Annotated in this window: 10 protein-coding genes and 13 tRNA genes; 16 read left to right on the top strand and 7 right to left on the bottom strand. The window is 65.5% G+C overall.

All coding sequences use genetic code 11. The features are described from left to right. Positions 1–14: 14 nt before the first annotated feature. The 4 genes from adiC to C2U58_RS05145 form a co-directional block, all read right to left on the bottom strand. Positions 15–1,361, bottom strand: a complete 1,347-nt coding sequence (gene adiC, locus C2U58_RS05160; protein WP_102944825.1) for an arginine/agmatine antiporter — start codon at positions 1,359–1,361, stop codon at positions 15–17. Positions 1,362–1,376: 15 nt separating this feature from the next. Further along, positions 1,377–2,804, bottom strand: coding sequence for a DcaP family trimeric outer membrane transporter (locus C2U58_RS05155; protein ID WP_102945021.1), 1,428 nt, complete (start codon positions 2,802–2,804; stop codon positions 1,377–1,379). Positions 2,805–3,069: 265 nt separating this feature from the next. Next, a complete protein-coding gene (dsbG, locus tag C2U58_RS05150) occupies positions 3,070–3,909 on the bottom strand; it encodes a thiol:disulfide interchange protein DsbG (protein ID WP_102944824.1) in 840 nt (279 codons plus the stop codon). A gap of 94 nt (positions 3,910–4,003) precedes the next feature. After that, positions 4,004–5,074: a helix-turn-helix domain-containing protein gene (locus tag C2U58_RS05145; RefSeq protein ID WP_253256643.1), complete on the bottom strand. Its 1,071-nt coding sequence runs from the start codon at positions 5,072–5,074 to the stop codon at positions 4,004–4,006. Positions 5,075–5,290: 216 nt separating this feature from the next. Between C2U58_RS05145 and C2U58_RS05140 the strand changes: the two genes are divergently transcribed. The 15 genes from C2U58_RS05140 (at position 5,291) to C2U58_RS05070 (ending at position 10,657) form a co-directional block, all read left to right on the top strand. After that, on the top strand, positions 5,291–5,689 hold the full coding sequence (locus tag C2U58_RS05140; RefSeq protein WP_102945020.1) for a heavy metal-responsive transcriptional regulator: 399 nt from the start codon (positions 5,291–5,293) through the stop codon (positions 5,687–5,689). Between the two features lie 89 nt (positions 5,690–5,778). Continuing rightward, positions 5,779–7,869 (top strand): copper-translocating P-type ATPase, encoded by a 2,091-nt coding sequence (locus C2U58_RS05135; protein ID WP_102944822.1) that lies wholly within the window; start codon positions 5,779–5,781, stop codon positions 7,867–7,869. 56 nt (positions 7,870–7,925) lie between these two features. After that, positions 7,926–8,001: transfer RNA gene (locus C2U58_RS05130), tRNA-Ala, on the top strand. Between the two features lie 54 nt (positions 8,002–8,055). Further along, a tRNA-Glu gene (locus tag C2U58_RS05125) sits at positions 8,056–8,131 on the top strand. Positions 8,132–8,206: 75 nt separating this feature from the next. Next, positions 8,207–8,282 (top strand) — tRNA-Ala (locus C2U58_RS05120). A gap of 50 nt (positions 8,283–8,332) precedes the next feature. Next, positions 8,333–8,408, top strand: a tRNA-Glu gene (locus C2U58_RS05115). A 75-nt stretch (positions 8,409–8,483) separates the two neighbouring features. Further along, positions 8,484–8,559 (top strand) — tRNA-Ala (locus C2U58_RS05110). Positions 8,560–8,612: 53 nt separating this feature from the next. Beyond that, positions 8,613–8,688, top strand: a tRNA-Glu gene (locus tag C2U58_RS05105). A gap of 123 nt (positions 8,689–8,811) precedes the next feature. Then, positions 8,812–8,887, top strand: a tRNA-Ala gene (locus C2U58_RS05100). A 50-nt stretch (positions 8,888–8,937) separates the two neighbouring features. Then, positions 8,938–9,013: transfer RNA gene (locus C2U58_RS05095), tRNA-Glu, on the top strand. 105 nt (positions 9,014–9,118) lie between these two features. Then, positions 9,119–9,194 (top strand) — tRNA-Ala (locus C2U58_RS05090). Positions 9,195–9,250: 56 nt separating this feature from the next. Next, positions 9,251–9,326: transfer RNA gene (locus C2U58_RS05085), tRNA-Glu, on the top strand. Positions 9,327–9,431: 105 nt separating this feature from the next. Then, positions 9,432–9,507, top strand: a tRNA-Ala gene (locus C2U58_RS05080). 56 nt (positions 9,508–9,563) lie between these two features. Beyond that, positions 9,564–9,639, top strand: a tRNA-Glu gene (locus C2U58_RS05075). A 61-nt stretch (positions 9,640–9,700) separates the two neighbouring features. Beyond that, on the top strand, positions 9,701–10,657 hold the full coding sequence (locus C2U58_RS05070; protein WP_102944821.1) for an SOS response-associated peptidase family protein: 957 nt from the start codon (positions 9,701–9,703) through the stop codon (positions 10,655–10,657). A gap of 7 nt (positions 10,658–10,664) precedes the next feature. Here C2U58_RS05070 and C2U58_RS05065 read toward each other — a convergent pair whose 3' ends face one another. Then, entirely contained in the window at positions 10,665–11,045 is a 381-nt protein-coding gene (locus tag C2U58_RS05065; protein WP_102944820.1) for a response regulator, read from the bottom strand. A 124-nt stretch (positions 11,046–11,169) separates the two neighbouring features. Between C2U58_RS05065 and C2U58_RS05060 the strand changes: the two genes are divergently transcribed. Continuing rightward, positions 11,170–11,256, top strand: a tRNA-Leu gene (locus C2U58_RS05060). Positions 11,257–11,338: 82 nt separating this feature from the next. On the opposite strand, the gene C2U58_RS05055 is transcribed toward C2U58_RS05060, so the two are convergent. Then, a complete protein-coding gene (locus C2U58_RS05055) occupies positions 11,339–12,916 on the bottom strand; it encodes an arylsulfatase (RefSeq protein ID WP_102944819.1) in 1,578 nt (525 codons plus the stop codon). Positions 12,917–13,091: 175 nt separating this feature from the next. Beyond that, positions 13,092–14,954 carry a methyl-accepting chemotaxis protein gene (locus C2U58_RS05050; RefSeq protein WP_102945019.1) on the bottom strand — a complete coding sequence of 621 codons (1,863 nt, stop codon included), beginning with the start codon at positions 14,952–14,954 and terminating at the stop codon, positions 13,092–13,094. Positions 14,955–15,126: the final 172 nt, after the last annotated feature.

Below are 15,126 nucleotides of genomic sequence, written 5' to 3'. Positions count from 1 at the left end.
CTCCTGGGGGAAGATCAAGAAAGCTTCGTGCCGGCGTTTGCCTCCAGCGGCGGCAGCTGGCCGCGCTGGCGGCGCCGTTCCTCGCTGAAGAACGGGTAGAACACGGTGATGAACAGCACGAACAGGAATGCGTACTGCACGATGCTGCCGGACGAGCCGAAGATCGCCCACAGGCAGTACACCACCGTGATGCTGGTCAGGAACCAGAACGCACCGATGTGGACCAGCGTGTGCGAGCGCTCCACCACGAAGTAGCAGGCCACGCAGGAATAGATGTACGGCAGCAGGGTCAGCACCACTGCGGCCGAAGTGATCACATCGAACTGGGCGGAGGCGGTTTCCGAGGTCGAGGTCACCAGCACCGCCACCGTCATCAGCACCGCCACGATCAGCACGCCCTTGACCGGAACGTCGTCCTTGTTGGTCTTGCTGAAAATGCTCGGGAACAGGCCGTCATCGGAGGCGGCCTTTGCGCTCTGTGCGGTCAGCAGGATCCAGCCGCCCAGCGAACCGGCGGCGCCGATGAAGGCGCACAGGCTCACCAGGGCACCGCCCCAGCCACCCACTGCATTGGCGGCGGCCAGCGCGAACGGCGCATCGGACACCTGCAGGTCACCGTTCGGCACCATGCCCATGATCACCGACGAGCTGGCGATATATGCCACCGCTGCCAGGAACACGCCGGCAAGGGTCGCCCTTGCAACGTTCTTCTCGGGGTTCTCCACCACCCCGGCGGTCACCGAGGCTGACTCCACGCCGATGAACGCCCACAGGGTCAGCGCCGCCGCGCTGGAGATCGCGCCGAAGTTGCTCTCGCCCGAGACGTTGTAGGCGCCTTTGAAGATGGTCGGGTCGAAGAAGAACCAGCCGAAGATGGCGATGCCCAGGATCGGCACCAGTGCGAAGCTGGTGGTCACCGTCTGTACCCGGCTCACGAATGCCGGGCCGATCACGTTGGCGAAACTCAATGCCCAGACCAGCGCCAGCACCGCGATGCAGCGCGGGACCGGCTGCGACAGGATCGGGAAGAAGTAACTGAAGTAGCCCACCGCCGCGATCGGAATGGCGACGTTGCCAATCCAGTTGGCGAACCAGTAGATGGTGTTGGTCTGGAACCCCATGTAGGGCCCGAACCAGTCGCGGGCATAGGCGTACGGCCCACCTGCCTTGGGTGCCAGCTTGCCCAGCTTGGCGAACACGAACGCCAGCAGCAGCGCGCCTGCCGTGGTCACCAGCCAGCCCCAGATCGAGGCGGTACCGATCTTGGCCAGGCTTGAGGGCAGCAGGAACACGCCCGAGCCCATCATGTTGCCCGCCACCAGGAAGGTGGCACCCACTACCCCGATCTTCTTCTGCGCCATGACGGTATCGCTCCGTTACTTGATGAAGTTGTATTGCAGGCTGCCCTGCACCCGCACCGTGTCGGCACGTTGCCCGTCCTGCTGCTCCAGCTGCCCGTACAGCACTTCCATGCCCATCGTCCACGACGGTGCCGGGCTCCAGATCAGGTTGAAGACGCCGTACTGGCTCTGCTTGAACGCATCGGTCGCCAGCGCATCGTTGCGGTCCATGTTCAACTGGCCGTAGACCAGGTTCGACCGCCACATCGGCGACCAGTAGTGGGTGTAGCCGACGAAACCGCCCTGCAGCGACAGCGCATGCAGCCGCCCATCCAGCCCGATCACCGCGTCCAGGCCGGAGCCGGTCAGGTCGGCGGTATAGCGGCTCATGCCCTTGCCACCTAGCAGGCCGAACAGCACCAGGTCCTGCTCGCCGACCGAGGCCGACCCACTGAGCTGCACGCCGCCGCCGAACCGGCGCTCGTCGCGCTGGTCGCCGTCATAGCCCAGGCTGCGGGCAACCCCACCCAGCTGCAGATGCCCCCAGTCGCGCTCCATGCGGGCGGTCACGGTCACATCGGGCAGGCGGTTCACCGCCACGGTGTCATCGGTGGTGCCGGCCAGCTGACTGTCGGGATCTTCGGCGGCAAGGGTCAGGGTGTTGCCCTTGCCCATCTCGAAGCTGTGGTGCACACCCGCCACCAGCAGGTAACCCGCCCCACCCGGCCCGGCGAAGTCCAGCGTGTCGGGCAGGCTGTCGGCGTCCATGAAGGTGGCGTAGCCATAGCCGGCGTAGGTGTTGCCCAACTGCCCGTAGGCATGGCGCAGCCGGAACTGGTAGCCGTCGCTGCTGCCGAAGAAGTCGTTTTCCAGATAGAAGCGCAGGTTGCCGCGCGAGGTCGGCCGCCGCGCTTCGAAACTGAAGCGGGTCTGCTTGGCATGCAGGTTGAAGTTGGTGGTGTCGCGGTGGGCGCTGCCGACCGGAATGGTGGAGGTGACGAACTGATCCTCATCGCCCGCCGCGCGGGTGTCGGCAATCGCATCCAGTTTGGCGTAGCCGCCGATGCGGATCATCGTGTCGGTGTTGGGTATGGCGAAGAAGCCTTTGAGCTCTGGGTCGGTCGGCCCGGCGGCGCTGTCCGGGCGCGAGGCTGCCGTGGAAGGATCGGACACCGAGTCGCGCGGCGGAAGGATCGCCTGACCCGTACCGGGCACCCTGGCACCCGTTACCAGGCTGATCGACGCAGGAGAGGCGATCGCCGAGGGCGCAACGGCAACCACTTCAGGACGTGCCGGCGGCGTTCGTCCCTCCGCGTGCTCCAACGCATCAAGGCGTTGCTCCATCGCTTCCAGGGTCTGGCGCAGCGTGCGGATATCCTGGCGCAGCGCCTCCGCTGAATCCTGCGCATGTACGGGCGTGGCCAACAGGGCAGCCACACAGAACAGCACGACAGAGCAACGCATCACGTCCTCCATGGACCGCAGACAATACGGCCGACCGGAGACGCAACGTTGCCGTGCACGCCCCCTGCCAGCGACCCGGTACTGCGGGACTCCCTCCCAATCCCGGGTTTCGCGCAGCAACTGCGCGTGCCTGCGCCTTGATTATCAACCAAGGAGTTAGCGTGTCGTGAAACGTACTGACACGCCATGCGTGTCAACGCAAAAGCAAAACAACAGACCATGCCCGCAGCATCGCGCTGCGGGCCTATTCAGTCGTTGATCGAAATCAACGCACCGCGCCCATCACCTTTTCCATGTCCTCGCCCTGCGGCATCCCCGACACGCGCTGCACGATGCCTTCCGCATCACGGAACAGAATGCCCGGCGTACCCTGGAAGCCCAGCTCCACCATCAGCACGTGGTTCGCATCGAGCTTGTTGGCCAGTTCCGGCGTGATCTTCGCCGCCGGCTTGATCCCGCCCTTGCTGAATTCGTGCTCGTTCTGCAGGAACACCGCGCTCGGATTGGGCGCACCGAGAATCGCCGCCGCCTTGGCCGGGCTGTCCTCACGGATCACGCCCACCATCACGTGTCGCAGCTGCACCTTGCCACTGTCCACCCACGGGCGTGCCGCTTCCCAGAACCGATGGCAGTACGGACAGTTGGCATCGCTGAAGGTATAGACCACGCGCGGCGCATCGGCGCGGCCGTCGCGCACCCATGCGCTGGCATCCAGCTTGTTCCAGATCTTGTCGGACATCGGCTTTTCGACCAGCTTTTCCAGCGGTGCAGCGCCGATGTCCTCACCCTTCTCATTGAAGAGTGTGCCCACCATCACATTCTTGCCGTCGGCGGTGACATACGCAGCGGCCGGCTGCTGCCCCCCCACCAGGCCCGCAAAGCCACGCAGACCACCCGGCGCATCGAACTCGCCCATCACCTCGAAGCCGTGCTTCTCTATGCCCTGCAACACCGCAGGACGGTTCGCACCTGCCTTTGCGGTGGACGCGGCCGCCGGCTGGGCAGCGGTCTTGGCAGGTTGCTGCGCCTGGCTGCACCCGGCCACGGCCAGCAGTACCGACACGGCCAGCACGGAGCCCAGCAGGGGCGAAGATTTCAACGACATGGACACTCCCGGGGCACGCCCGTAACGATCAGCCCACAGGGTAGTCGCATCCGGCTGGCGGCGCAGCCGGATGCAGGCAACGCAGTGTTGAGGTTCAGGCAGCGGGCCGCAGCGGTTCGCCCTGCATATGCGGCAGTGCAGTGCGCAGGCGCTCGCGGCGCTGCGCGAATATCTGGCGGCGGTAGCGCGCCGGAGTCACCCCGACGATGCGCAGGAACAGGCGGCGGAACGCGCTCTGGTCCGAGTAGCCCACTGCCCACGACACCTCGTCCACCGCGCCGCCGCCCTGAAGCAGCAGCTGCGCCTTGGCGATGCGCAGGCGCTGGCAGTACGCGATCGGGCGCAGGCCGGTGGCCTTGAGGAAGCGCCGCTGCAGGGTGCGCGGCTCCAATCCGGCCGCGTCGCAGATGTCCTGCAGGGTCACCCCGCGTGCGGCAATGCTGTGCAACCAGCGCTGCGCCTTGAGGATGCCGCGGTCGCCATGCGCGAAGTTCGGGCTGAAACGCTCCAGGTCTTCCTGCACGCCGCGCGGAATGACCAGCTGCAGCTGCTGGATCGCCGCGCTCATCACGCTCTGCCCGTAGATGCGGGCCAGCAGGCGCAGGCTGATGTACTTCCAGGCGTCCGGGCCGGAGGAGGTCAGCAGGTCGCCGTCGTCGACCAGTGACCGCTCGCTGGGCTGCCAGCTCGGCACCACCGCCGCAAGCGTCGGGCAGCGCGACAGGTCCGGCAGGCTGACCGAGCGGCCCGTGAGGATGCCGGCCGAGGCCAGCAGCAGCCCGCCCTCCTCGCAGCCGGCCAGCAGGCTGCCGGCGTCATGGCAGTCGCGCAGCCAGGTCAGCATGCGTTCGTCGCCCTGCATCAGCGGCCAGCTGGGCTCGTTGCCCGGCACCACGATGACCGACGGCGGGGCGTCGCCGAACAGTTCGGCCCCGGCCACGCGCTGCATGCCGTGCCCGCGCGTGGACAACGTCCAGCGGGTCACCAGCATCCGCGCGCCCGAGCGTTTGCCGGCGGCCGCCGTCCGGTTGCAGCGCTGGGCCAGTTCGGACAGCACGGGCGCGGCCGCGCGCAGGCTGCCGGGGTATTCGAGCACCGCGACTTCCATGAGGGTCGGCGAGGTTGGCTTGGGATTCGACGATGAGGTAGGGAAAGATGCATCCATGACGGCGCTCCTGGAACGGCTGCTGAGACCGGCAATCCCTGCTGGATCAAGGCTTACCGGCGATTCAGAGGGAGCGTACGGAGGGCCTTCCCATGCAGCTATGAAACAAGTTGTAAATCCGGCCCGGTAACGACATCCGGCCGATTGCAGCAAACCCTTGACTCTTGACCAGACTCCAGGGTCCACACTGTGCGCCTGCTCCCCTGCGAGACCGCCGTGAACATAGGACAGCTCGCACGCCAGGCCGGCGTGCCCATCGACACCGTGCGTTACTACGAGCGCCAGCACCTGCTGGCCACTGCCCAGCGCAGTGCCGGCGGTTACCGCGTGTTTTCCGACACCGACCTGACCCGTCTGCGCTTCATCCGCCGCGCCAAGGCGCTGGGCTTCACCCTCGAGGAAATCGGCGAGCTGCTCCGGCTCAGCGACCACCGTGGCCAGGACATGGCCCAGGTCCGCGACACCGCCGTGCACAAGCTGCAGGACATCGAGCAGCGCATCGCCGAACTGCAGCGCATGCAGGCCGCGCTCGGCCAGCTGGTCGACGCCTGCCCCGGCCACGGCGACCTGAAGCAGTGCCCGATCCTGGCCGCACTGACGGAGCCGCGCGCATGAATGCTCCGCACAGCTGCTGCTCGGCGCATCCAGCCAAACCGGCCGTCCCCGCCTCGTCGGTACCACCCGGCACCCGCTACACCTGCCCGATGGACCCGGAGATCGTGCAGGACGGCCCCGGCACCTGCCCGATCTGCGGCATGGCGCTCGAGCCGATGATGCCCAGCCTGGACGAAGGCGAGAACCCGGAGCTCACCGATTTCCGTCGGCGCTTCTGGTGGAGCCTGCCGCTGAGCGTGGCCACGTTCCTGCTGGCGATGCTGGCGATGACACCGCTGCTGCACGCGCTGTCGCCCGACGTCCGGGTCTGGATCGAGTTCGCCCTCGCCACCCCGGTGGTGCTGTGGGCCGGCTGGCCCTTCCTGCAGCGCTGGGCGCAGTCGATCCGCAACCGCAGCCCCAACATGTGGACGCTGATCGGCACCGGCGTGCTGGCGGCCTACGGCTACAGCGTAGTGGCCACCGTCGCGCCGGGCCTGTTCCCGCCCTCCTTCCAGCAGCATGGCCATGTGGGCGTGTACTTCGAAGCGGCGGCGGTGATCATCTCGCTCACCCTGCTCGGCCAGCTGATGGAACTGCGCGCCCGCGCGCAGACCTCCGCAGCGATCAAGGCACTGCTCGGGCTGGCACCGAAGACCGCGCGCGTGCTGCGCGACGACGGCCGCGAGGAAGACGTGGAGATCGCCACCCTGCAACCCGGCGACCGCCTGCGCGTGCGGCCCGGCGAGAAGGTGCCGGTGGATGGCAGCGTGCTGGAAGGCCGCTCCAGCGTGGACGAATCGATGTTGACCGGCGAACCGGTGCCGGTCACCAAGACCGTGGGCGATACGGTCATCGGCGCCACCCTCAACGGCACCGGCAGCCTGGTGATCCGCGCCGAACGACTGGGTGACGACAGCATGCTGGCGCAGATCGTGCAGCTGGTCGCGCAGGCACAGCGTTCGCGCGCGCCGATGCAGCGCATGGCCGACAAGGTGGCGTACTGGTTCGTGCTGGCCGTGCTCGGCGTGGCGGTGCTGACGTTCTTCGGCTGGGGCCTGTTCGGTCCCGAACCGTCCTGGACGCATGCCGTGCTCAGCGCGGTGGCGGTGCTGATCATCGCCTGCCCCTGCGCACTCGGCCTGGCCACGCCGATGACGATCATGGTCGCGACCGGTCGCGCCGCACAGCACGGCGTACTGTTCCGCGATGCCGAAGCGATCGAGGCGCTGCGCACGGTCGATACGCTGGTGGTGGACAAGACCGGCACGCTGACCGAAGGCCGCCCGGCGTTCCGCGAGGCGATTGCCGTCGCGGGCTTCAACGCAGACCAGGTCCTTCACTGGGCCGCCAGCCTGGACCAGGGCAGCGAGCACCCGCTGGCGGCAGCGATGGTTGCCGAGGTGCGTACGCGCGGCCAGGCGCTCGCCACCGTGGACGATTTCGATTCGCTCACCGGCCTGGGGGTGCGTGGCACCGTTGAGGGCAAGGCGCTGCTGCTCGGCAACGCAACGCTGATGCGCGAACACGGGATCGCGCTGGAGTCGGTGCAGACCGATGCAGACCGCTTGCGCCGCGCGGCGGCCAGCGTGATGTACCTCAGCATCGACGGCACCCTCGCCGGCATCATCGCCGTGGCCGATCCGATCAAGGCCTCCACCGCCGAAGCGATTTCGCAGCTGCATGCCGACGGCATCCGCATCGTGATGGCGACCGGCGACGGCACCGCCACTGCCGAAGCAGTCGCGCGCGAGCTCGGCCTGGACGAGGTGCACGGCGACATGCGCCCGGCCGACAAGGCAGAACTGATCCGCAGCCTGCAGGCGCAGGGGCGCGTGGTGGCGATGGCCGGCGACGGCATCAACGACGCCCCCGCGCTGGCCAGCGCCAACGTCGGCATCGCGATGGGCAACGGTACCGACGTGGCGATGTCGAGCGCGCAGGTCACGCTGGTCAAGGGCGATCTGCGCGGCATCCTGCGTGCGCGCCAGCTGTCCGCCGCCAGCGTGCGCAACATGCGCCAGAACCTTGGTTTCGCGTTCCTTTACAACGGGCTGGGCATTCCGGTCGCCGCCGGCGTGCTGTATCCGCTGGGCATCACGCTGTCGCCGATGCTCGCTGCGGTGGCGATGAGCCTCAGTTCGGTGTCGGTGATCAGCAATGCGCTGCGGCTGCGCCATCAACGCGTGTCGAATGCATGACAGTTTTTTCTTGCCATTCGAAAACAGCGTCGCTATGATTCCGCTCCTCACGACGTGGGGCCATAGCTCAGCTGGGAGAGCGCCTGCATGGCATGCAGGAGGTCGGCGGTTCGATCCCGCCTGGCTCCACCACTCCAATCCTTAGGCCGATTGGAAGGTAGTGAACACAATTCAAGAGTTTCGTGCGTCCCCATCGTCTAGAGGCCTAGGACATCACCCTTTCACGGTGGCGACCGGGGTTCGAATCCCCGTGGGGACGCCACTCATCAGACTGCAAGACCCCGGCTTCCCATTCAGGCAAATCAACGCTATGATGGTCGGCTCGCGGTAACAACGTGGGGCCATAGCTCAGCTGGGAGAGCGCCTGCATGGCATGCAGGAGGTCGGCGGTTCGATCCCGCCTGGCTCCACCACTTCTCCGGACATAGGCCGTCCGACAGAAGCAAAATCAAGAGTTTCGTGCGTCCCCATCGTCTAGAGGCCTAGGACATCACCCTTTCACGGTGGCGACCGGGGTTCGAATCCCCGTGGGGACGCCACTCATCAGACTGCAAGACCCCGGCTTCCCATTCAGGCAAATCAACGCTATGATGGTCGGCTCGCGGTAACATCGTGGGGCCATAGCTCAGCTGGGAGAGCGCCTGCATGGCATGCAGGAGGTCGGCGGTTCGATCCCGCCTGGCTCCACCACTCCAGACCTTAGGCCGTCCGGAGCAGCTGGAAAAACTTGATGAGTTTCGTGCGTCCCCATCGTCTAGAGGCCTAGGACATCACCCTTTCACGGTGGCGACCGGGGTTCGAATCCCCGTGGGGACGCCAGTTATAAAGCACAAAGCCCTGACTTCGGTCGGGGCTTTTTGTTTGCGTCGCGCGTGTGTCGCGCATGCAGAAAACACTTGGCGAACCCTTCACATCCGCGTAGAATTCGGCCTCCAGCAACGTGGGGCCATAGCTCAGCTGGGAGAGCGCCTGCATGGCATGCAGGAGGTCGGCGGTTCGATCCCGCCTGGCTCCACCACTTCTCCGGACATAGGCCGTCCGACAGAAGCAAAATCAAGAGTTTCGTGCGTCCCCATCGTCTAGAGGCCTAGGACATCACCCTTTCACGGTGGCGACCGGGGTTCGAATCCCCGTGGGGACGCCAATAACGCAGAGAACCCCGGCGGTGCCGGGGTTTTTTGTTGCCGCTAAAAATCTGTTTGCATTCCCAAATAAACCCGCTATGATAGGCGGCTCGCAGCATCAACGTGGGGCCATAGCTCAGCTGGGAGAGCGCCTGCATGGCATGCAGGAGGTCGGCGGTTCGATCCCGCCTGGCTCCACCAACATCCGGTCATTAGGCCGATCGGATGGATGCGGCATTAAAATTCAAGTTTCGTGCGTCCCCATCGTCTAGAGGCCTAGGACATCACCCTTTCACGGTGGCGACCGGGGTTCGAATCCCCGTGGGGACGCCAATAACGCAGAGAACCCCGGCGGTGCCGGGGTTTTTTGTTGCCGCTAAAAATCTGTTTGCATTCCCAAATAAACCCGCTATGATAGGCGGCTCGCAGCATCAACGTGGGGCCATAGCTCAGCTGGGAGAGCGCCTGCATGGCATGCAGGAGGTCGGCGGTTCGATCCCGCCTGGCTCCACCAACATCCGGTCATTAGGCCGATCGGATGGATGCGGCATTAAAATTCAGTTTTCGTGCGTCCCCATCGTCTAGAGGCCTAGGACATCACCCTTTCACGGTGGCGACCGGGGTTCGAATCCCCGTGGGGACGCCAATTTTAAAACACAAAAAGCCCTGACTCCGGTCGGGGCTTTTTGTTTTGGTAGCCTACGCACATGTGCTATTCCGCCCATATCCGCGCCGACTACACCAAGCTGGTCCGTGAGTTCGGCGCCACCCTGTCGCTGGACGAATTCGCCCAGCTCTACGCGCACGACGCCGGCAAGCAGCGTCCGAAGACCCCGAAGGCCATGGACGACGGCTTCGTCGGCGCACGCACGCCGCTGGGCCAGGACATCGTGGCGAAAATCCAGCAGTGGCACGCCGAAGAAATGCAGACGCTGGACCAGGAGCTGCGGGTACAGGGCGCGCGTCTGAAGCAGGCCGAAGAAAGCCTGGCGCACCGCCCTACCCAGAAGGCACGCAACGAGATCCGCATTGCCGGCAACCGCATCGACCGCGCGCAGGCGCGCTTGGCCGACCTGCACCGCAGCGGCCTGCTGCCACGCGACAGCCGCATCTTCCCGGGCGTGTACGCGCCGGTGATCGTTTCCGAACATGGCCAGCGCGTCATCAAGCCGATGCGCTACCAGTGCCGGCTGCCGGACAAGCCCGCGCGCAACGACGCGCTCTACCCCGGCACCTACAACGCCCGCCGCGACAGCCTGGAGGCGTACTGGAAGAACGCCTTCGGCCACCACCATGGCGTAGTGGTGGTGCAGTCGTTCTACGAACACGTGCCGCGGCATGCCATGGAACAGCGCACGCTGGCACCGGGCGAGAACGCGCAGAACGTGGTGCTGGAATTCCGCCCCCGGCCGCAGCGCGACCTGTTGATCGCCTGCCTGTGGTCGGAATGGGAAGGCCCGGAAGGCCGGCTGCTCTCCTTCGCCGCCATCACCGACGAACCGCCGCGTGACGTGGCCGAAGCCGGACACGACCGCTGCATCGTGCCGATCCGGCGCGAGAACCTGGACGCCTGGTTGAATCCGGATCCGGATGACCTGGGCGCGCTGTACCGGATCCTCGACGATCGCGAGCCGGTGGAGCTGGGGTACGAAGAAGCGGCCTGACGCGCGCTCAGCTGGCGACCGGGTTCCCGAGCAGCGCCTTCAGCAGCGCCGCTTCCAGTTCCTTGCCCAGGTACGGCTTGACCAGCACCACGCCGGCACGGAACGCCTCGGGCAGCTGATGCGCCGCCATGCCGGTGGCCACCACGAACGGAATACCGCGCGCGGTGAGCAGTTCGGCCACCGGGTCACTGGTTTCATTGTTGGTCAGGCGGTAATCGAGCAGCACCACCTGCGGCGCGTAGTCCTTGACCCGCTGCACGGCCTCGGCCACCCCGCCCGCCATGCCGACCACGACGGCACCGAGCTGCACCAGCTGCATGTCCAGCAGCGAGGCACTCATCTCGTCGTTCTCGACCACCAGTATCCGCAGGCCCTGCAACGCGCTCATTCCGGTTCCCTGTATGGTTCAGCGCAATGAGTATAGCGTCGCGGCCAGATGACGGCCGGAGCCAACCTAAACGGTTCAGGCCTCGCCAACAGGGCTGACTTTGTATACACTGCGCGGCCAGCCAGCCGAAGTGGCGGAATCGGTAGACGCAGCGGACTCAAAATCCGCCGCCCTTAAAAGCGTGTGGGTTCGAGTCCCACCTTCGGCACCATGGAATCCAAAAGGCCAGATCGAAAGATCTGGCCTTTTGCTTTATCCGCCACGTAGAGCCGGGCCCTGCCCGGCTGATCACGCTATCGGCCAGGCCCCTTGGCTGCAGCGTCCGTGATCTTCTCCACGATTTCGTCCACGTTGAAGCTCGCCGACTTCTGGCGAGGCGGGAACTCCTTGAACGTCCCCAGCCATCTGGCGACGACTGCCTGGGCCGGCACGATGTAGTACAGCTGGTTGGATGTCTCGAAGGGCATGCCACTCTCATCCGCACGCTCGAACGGGTCGCTCCGTAGGTTGTAGGCGCGAGGGATCCGATAGTTGGTGAACTCCTGCGTCCAGACATCCAGGCCCTTCCCCATCTGTTGCAGGAAGTTGAGCTTGATGTCCTTGAGCCGGATCCCGCAGAGCTGACCGTCGTCGTTCCAGTAGACGAATTCCTGGCGAGGCCAAGCGTCGAACTCGCTCTTGCCCGGATCCGCAGCGCCTTGCGGAGGCCGAGGACCGTTCTGGTGACTCTGTAGAGCATCCAGAAGGTTGTAACCATCGAGATGGACCTTGAAGGTCTTGCCGTTTGCCTGGTACGTGCCTTTGAGGCACTTTTCCTTGACGTTCGGGTCGCCCGCTGCAGCCGCAAAGGTGACCATCAAATCCTCATGGGCACACACGTCGTTGATGACCGAGCCAGGCGCAATGACGCCCGGCCAGCGGATCACGCACGGCACCCGGAAGGCTCCCTCCCAGTTTGTCGCCTTCTCGCCACGGAAGGGTGTCTGCCCTCCGTCCGGATAGCTCAGCACCTCTGCACCGTTGTCCGTAGAAAAGACGACGATGGTGTTGTCGGCGATACCGAGTTCGTCAAGCTTGTCCAGGAACTGGCCCACGAAGCCGTCCAGTTCCACCATGCCGTCCGGGTACAGGCCCTTGCCGGTGACCCCCTGCGACTTTGGCTTCAGATGTGTCCAGATGTGCATCCGCGTGGTGTTCATCCAGCAGAAGAACGGCTGGTCCGCTTTGCTCTGGCGCTCAATGAAATCAAGTGCCGCCGCAGTGAATTCTTCGTCTACGGTCTCCATCCGCTTGCGCGTGAGGGGACCGGTATCTTCCACCCTCTGCTTCCCGACGACGCCCCAGCGTGGCACATCAGTGGCGTCGTCGTCGTCCTGTGCCCATGCCTTCAGCACACCTCGAGGCCCGAACATCTCCTTGAACCTGGGGTCACGAGGATACTTCGGATCCTCGGGTTCCTCTTCGGCATTCAGGTGATACAGGTTGCCAAAGAACTCCGAGAAGCCGTGCACGGTGGGAAGGAAGGCGTTCTTGTCCCCCAGATGGTTCTTCCCGAACTGGCCGGAGACGTAGCCCAGCGGCTGGAGGATCTCGGCAATCGTGGGATCTTCCGCTTGTATGCCGATGTCGGCGCCCGGAAGCCCTACCTTGGTCAGTCCTGGCCGGATGGGGCACTGGCCGGTGATGAACGCAGCACGCCCGGCCGTACAGCTCTGCTGCCCGTACCAGTCGGTGAACAGGGCTCCCTCAGCGGCGATGCGGTCGATGTTCGGGGTCCAGTATCCCATCATGCCCCGGTGATAGCAGCTCGGATTCATCCAGCCGATGTCGTCGCCCCAGATGACAAGGATGTTGGGTTGCGTTTTGGCCATGGCGACACTCCGAAGGGAATGTCGCAACGCTACTGCCGGCGGACTGACTGCGAATCGGAATTTTCCCCGGGCGCAGTCTCGGTAAATCTACTGGATTGCATGGGTCCCGCCGTTGCGGGGGACCTGCAGAAACGGGGCAGGCCAGATCTGTCGACTTGGCCCTGTGCGGCGAAGCCTAAACCAGCCGCAACGTCGGTACCCCACCCGGGCTGCCCGACTGCGCCGCATGGCGCAGGGCCTGGGCCACCGCACCGTCCACGCGGAATGCGGCCACCGTCTGCAGCAGCTGGGTCGCCTGCTCTTCCATGCTTCGCGCAGCAGCCGAGGCCTCTTCCACCAGCGCCGCATTCTGCTGCGTGCTCTGGTCGATGTGCTCCACTGCCTGGTTGATCTGCACGATGCCATCGCTCTGCTGCTGCGCACCGACACTGATCTGCGCGATCAGTTCGTCCACGCGCTTCACGCTGGCCACGATCTCTTCCATGGTGCGCCCTGCACTTTCCACCTGCGCGGTGCCGGTACCGACGCGGTCGACCGAGTCGTCGATCAGCTGCTTGATCTCCTTGGCCGCACCGGCCGAGCGCTGCGACAGCGAACGGATCTCGGCGGCGACCACGGCAAACCCGCGCCCGTGCTCGCCGGCGCGCGCCGCTTCAACCGCCGCGTTCAACGCCAGGATGTTGGTCTGGAAGGCGATGCCGTCGATCACGCCGATGATGTCCACGATGCGCTTGGACGAAGCATTGATCAGCGCCATGGTGGCGACCACCTCGTTGACCACACGACCGCCCTGCGCGGCCACGTCCACTGCGCCGCCGGCCAGCGCGCTGGCCTGGCGCGCGTTGTCCGCGCTCTGGCGCACGGTACCGGTCAGGCCCTGCAGCGACACTGCGGTCTCCTCCAGCGACGCGGCCTGCTGTTCGGTTCGCTGCGACAGGTCGCTGTTCCCGACCGCGATTTCGCTGGCACCCAGCGCTACGGCGTCGGCGGCCACGCGGATCTGGCCGATCATGCTGCCCATGGTTTCGACCATGGCGTTGACGCCTTCGCACAGCGCCGCGATCTGCCCGGTCTTGTCTGCGGTGTCGATGCGCTTGCTAAGGTCGCCGGCCTGGGCGGCACCCACCACATCGCGCGTCTGCGCCACGGCAGCGGCCAGCGCCTGCGCGTCGCGGACCTGCGCGGTGATGTCGGTGGCGTACTTGACCACCTTGAACGGCTTGCCGTTCATGTCGAAGATCGGGTTGTACGACGCCTGGATCCACACCTCGCGCCCGCCCTTGCCCAGGCGACGGTATTGACCGGCGTCGAATTCGCCGCGCCCGAGCTTCTGCCAGAACTCGCGGTAGGCATCGCTCCGCGCGTAGTCGGGCTCGGCGAACATCGAATGATGCTTGCCACGCACGTCGTCGAGCGTGTAGCCCAGTGCGGCCAGGAAGTTGTCGTTGGCCGACAGGATGCGTCCATCCAGGCTGAACTCGATCACCGCCTGCGAGGTGTTGATCGCGGCCAGCTGGCCGGCGAAGTCGGCCGCCTGCATCTGCTGCGCGGTGATGTCAGTGGCGAACTTGACCACCTTCACCGGACGCCCACTGCTGTCGAACACCGGGTTGTACGAGGCCTGGATCCAGATCTCTCGCCCGCCCTTGCCCAGCCGACGATACTGGCCGGCGTCGAACTCGCCGCGCCCCAGCCGCGCCCAGAACTCGCGATAGGTGCTGCTGCGCACGTGTTCGGGGTCGACGAACATCGAATGGTGCTTGCCGCGAATCTCCTCGAGCGTGTAACCCAGGGTCTGCAGGAAGTTGGCGTTGGCCTGCAGGATGGTGCCCTCCAGGTCGAACTCGATCACGGCCTGCACGCGGTGCAGCGCGGCGACCTGGGCTTCCAGCTCGGCGTTGCGCTGCGCGAGCGCGGCGCTGGCCTGGCGGCTTGCACGGGGGGCGAACGCCAGCGCTCCAAGGGAACGCAGGACTGAGGTGAATTCTGGATCGCGGGTGCGTGCGGCCGCCGGTGGCTGAATGGCTGCGGTGGACATCATTGTTTCCTCGGTTCCAACAAGCTCGATGGGCTACGCCGGACCCCATGTCCGGTGTAGAACGCAAGAACGCTTGGGGACTCACGAAGAGCGTCGTGTTACTGACGTACCTTCCGTGGGATGACGCGTTACAACTCTCTGCCCCATGTCAGCGGCTGCCGCCGCCGAATCT

Origin of the sequence: Stenotrophomonas sp. VV52, from assembly GCF_002893095.1 — a bacterium.
Classification (GTDB): domain Bacteria; phylum Pseudomonadota; class Gammaproteobacteria; order Xanthomonadales; family Xanthomonadaceae; genus Stenotrophomonas; species Stenotrophomonas aracearum.
This window is presented reverse-complemented; position numbering and strand designations above follow the sequence as displayed.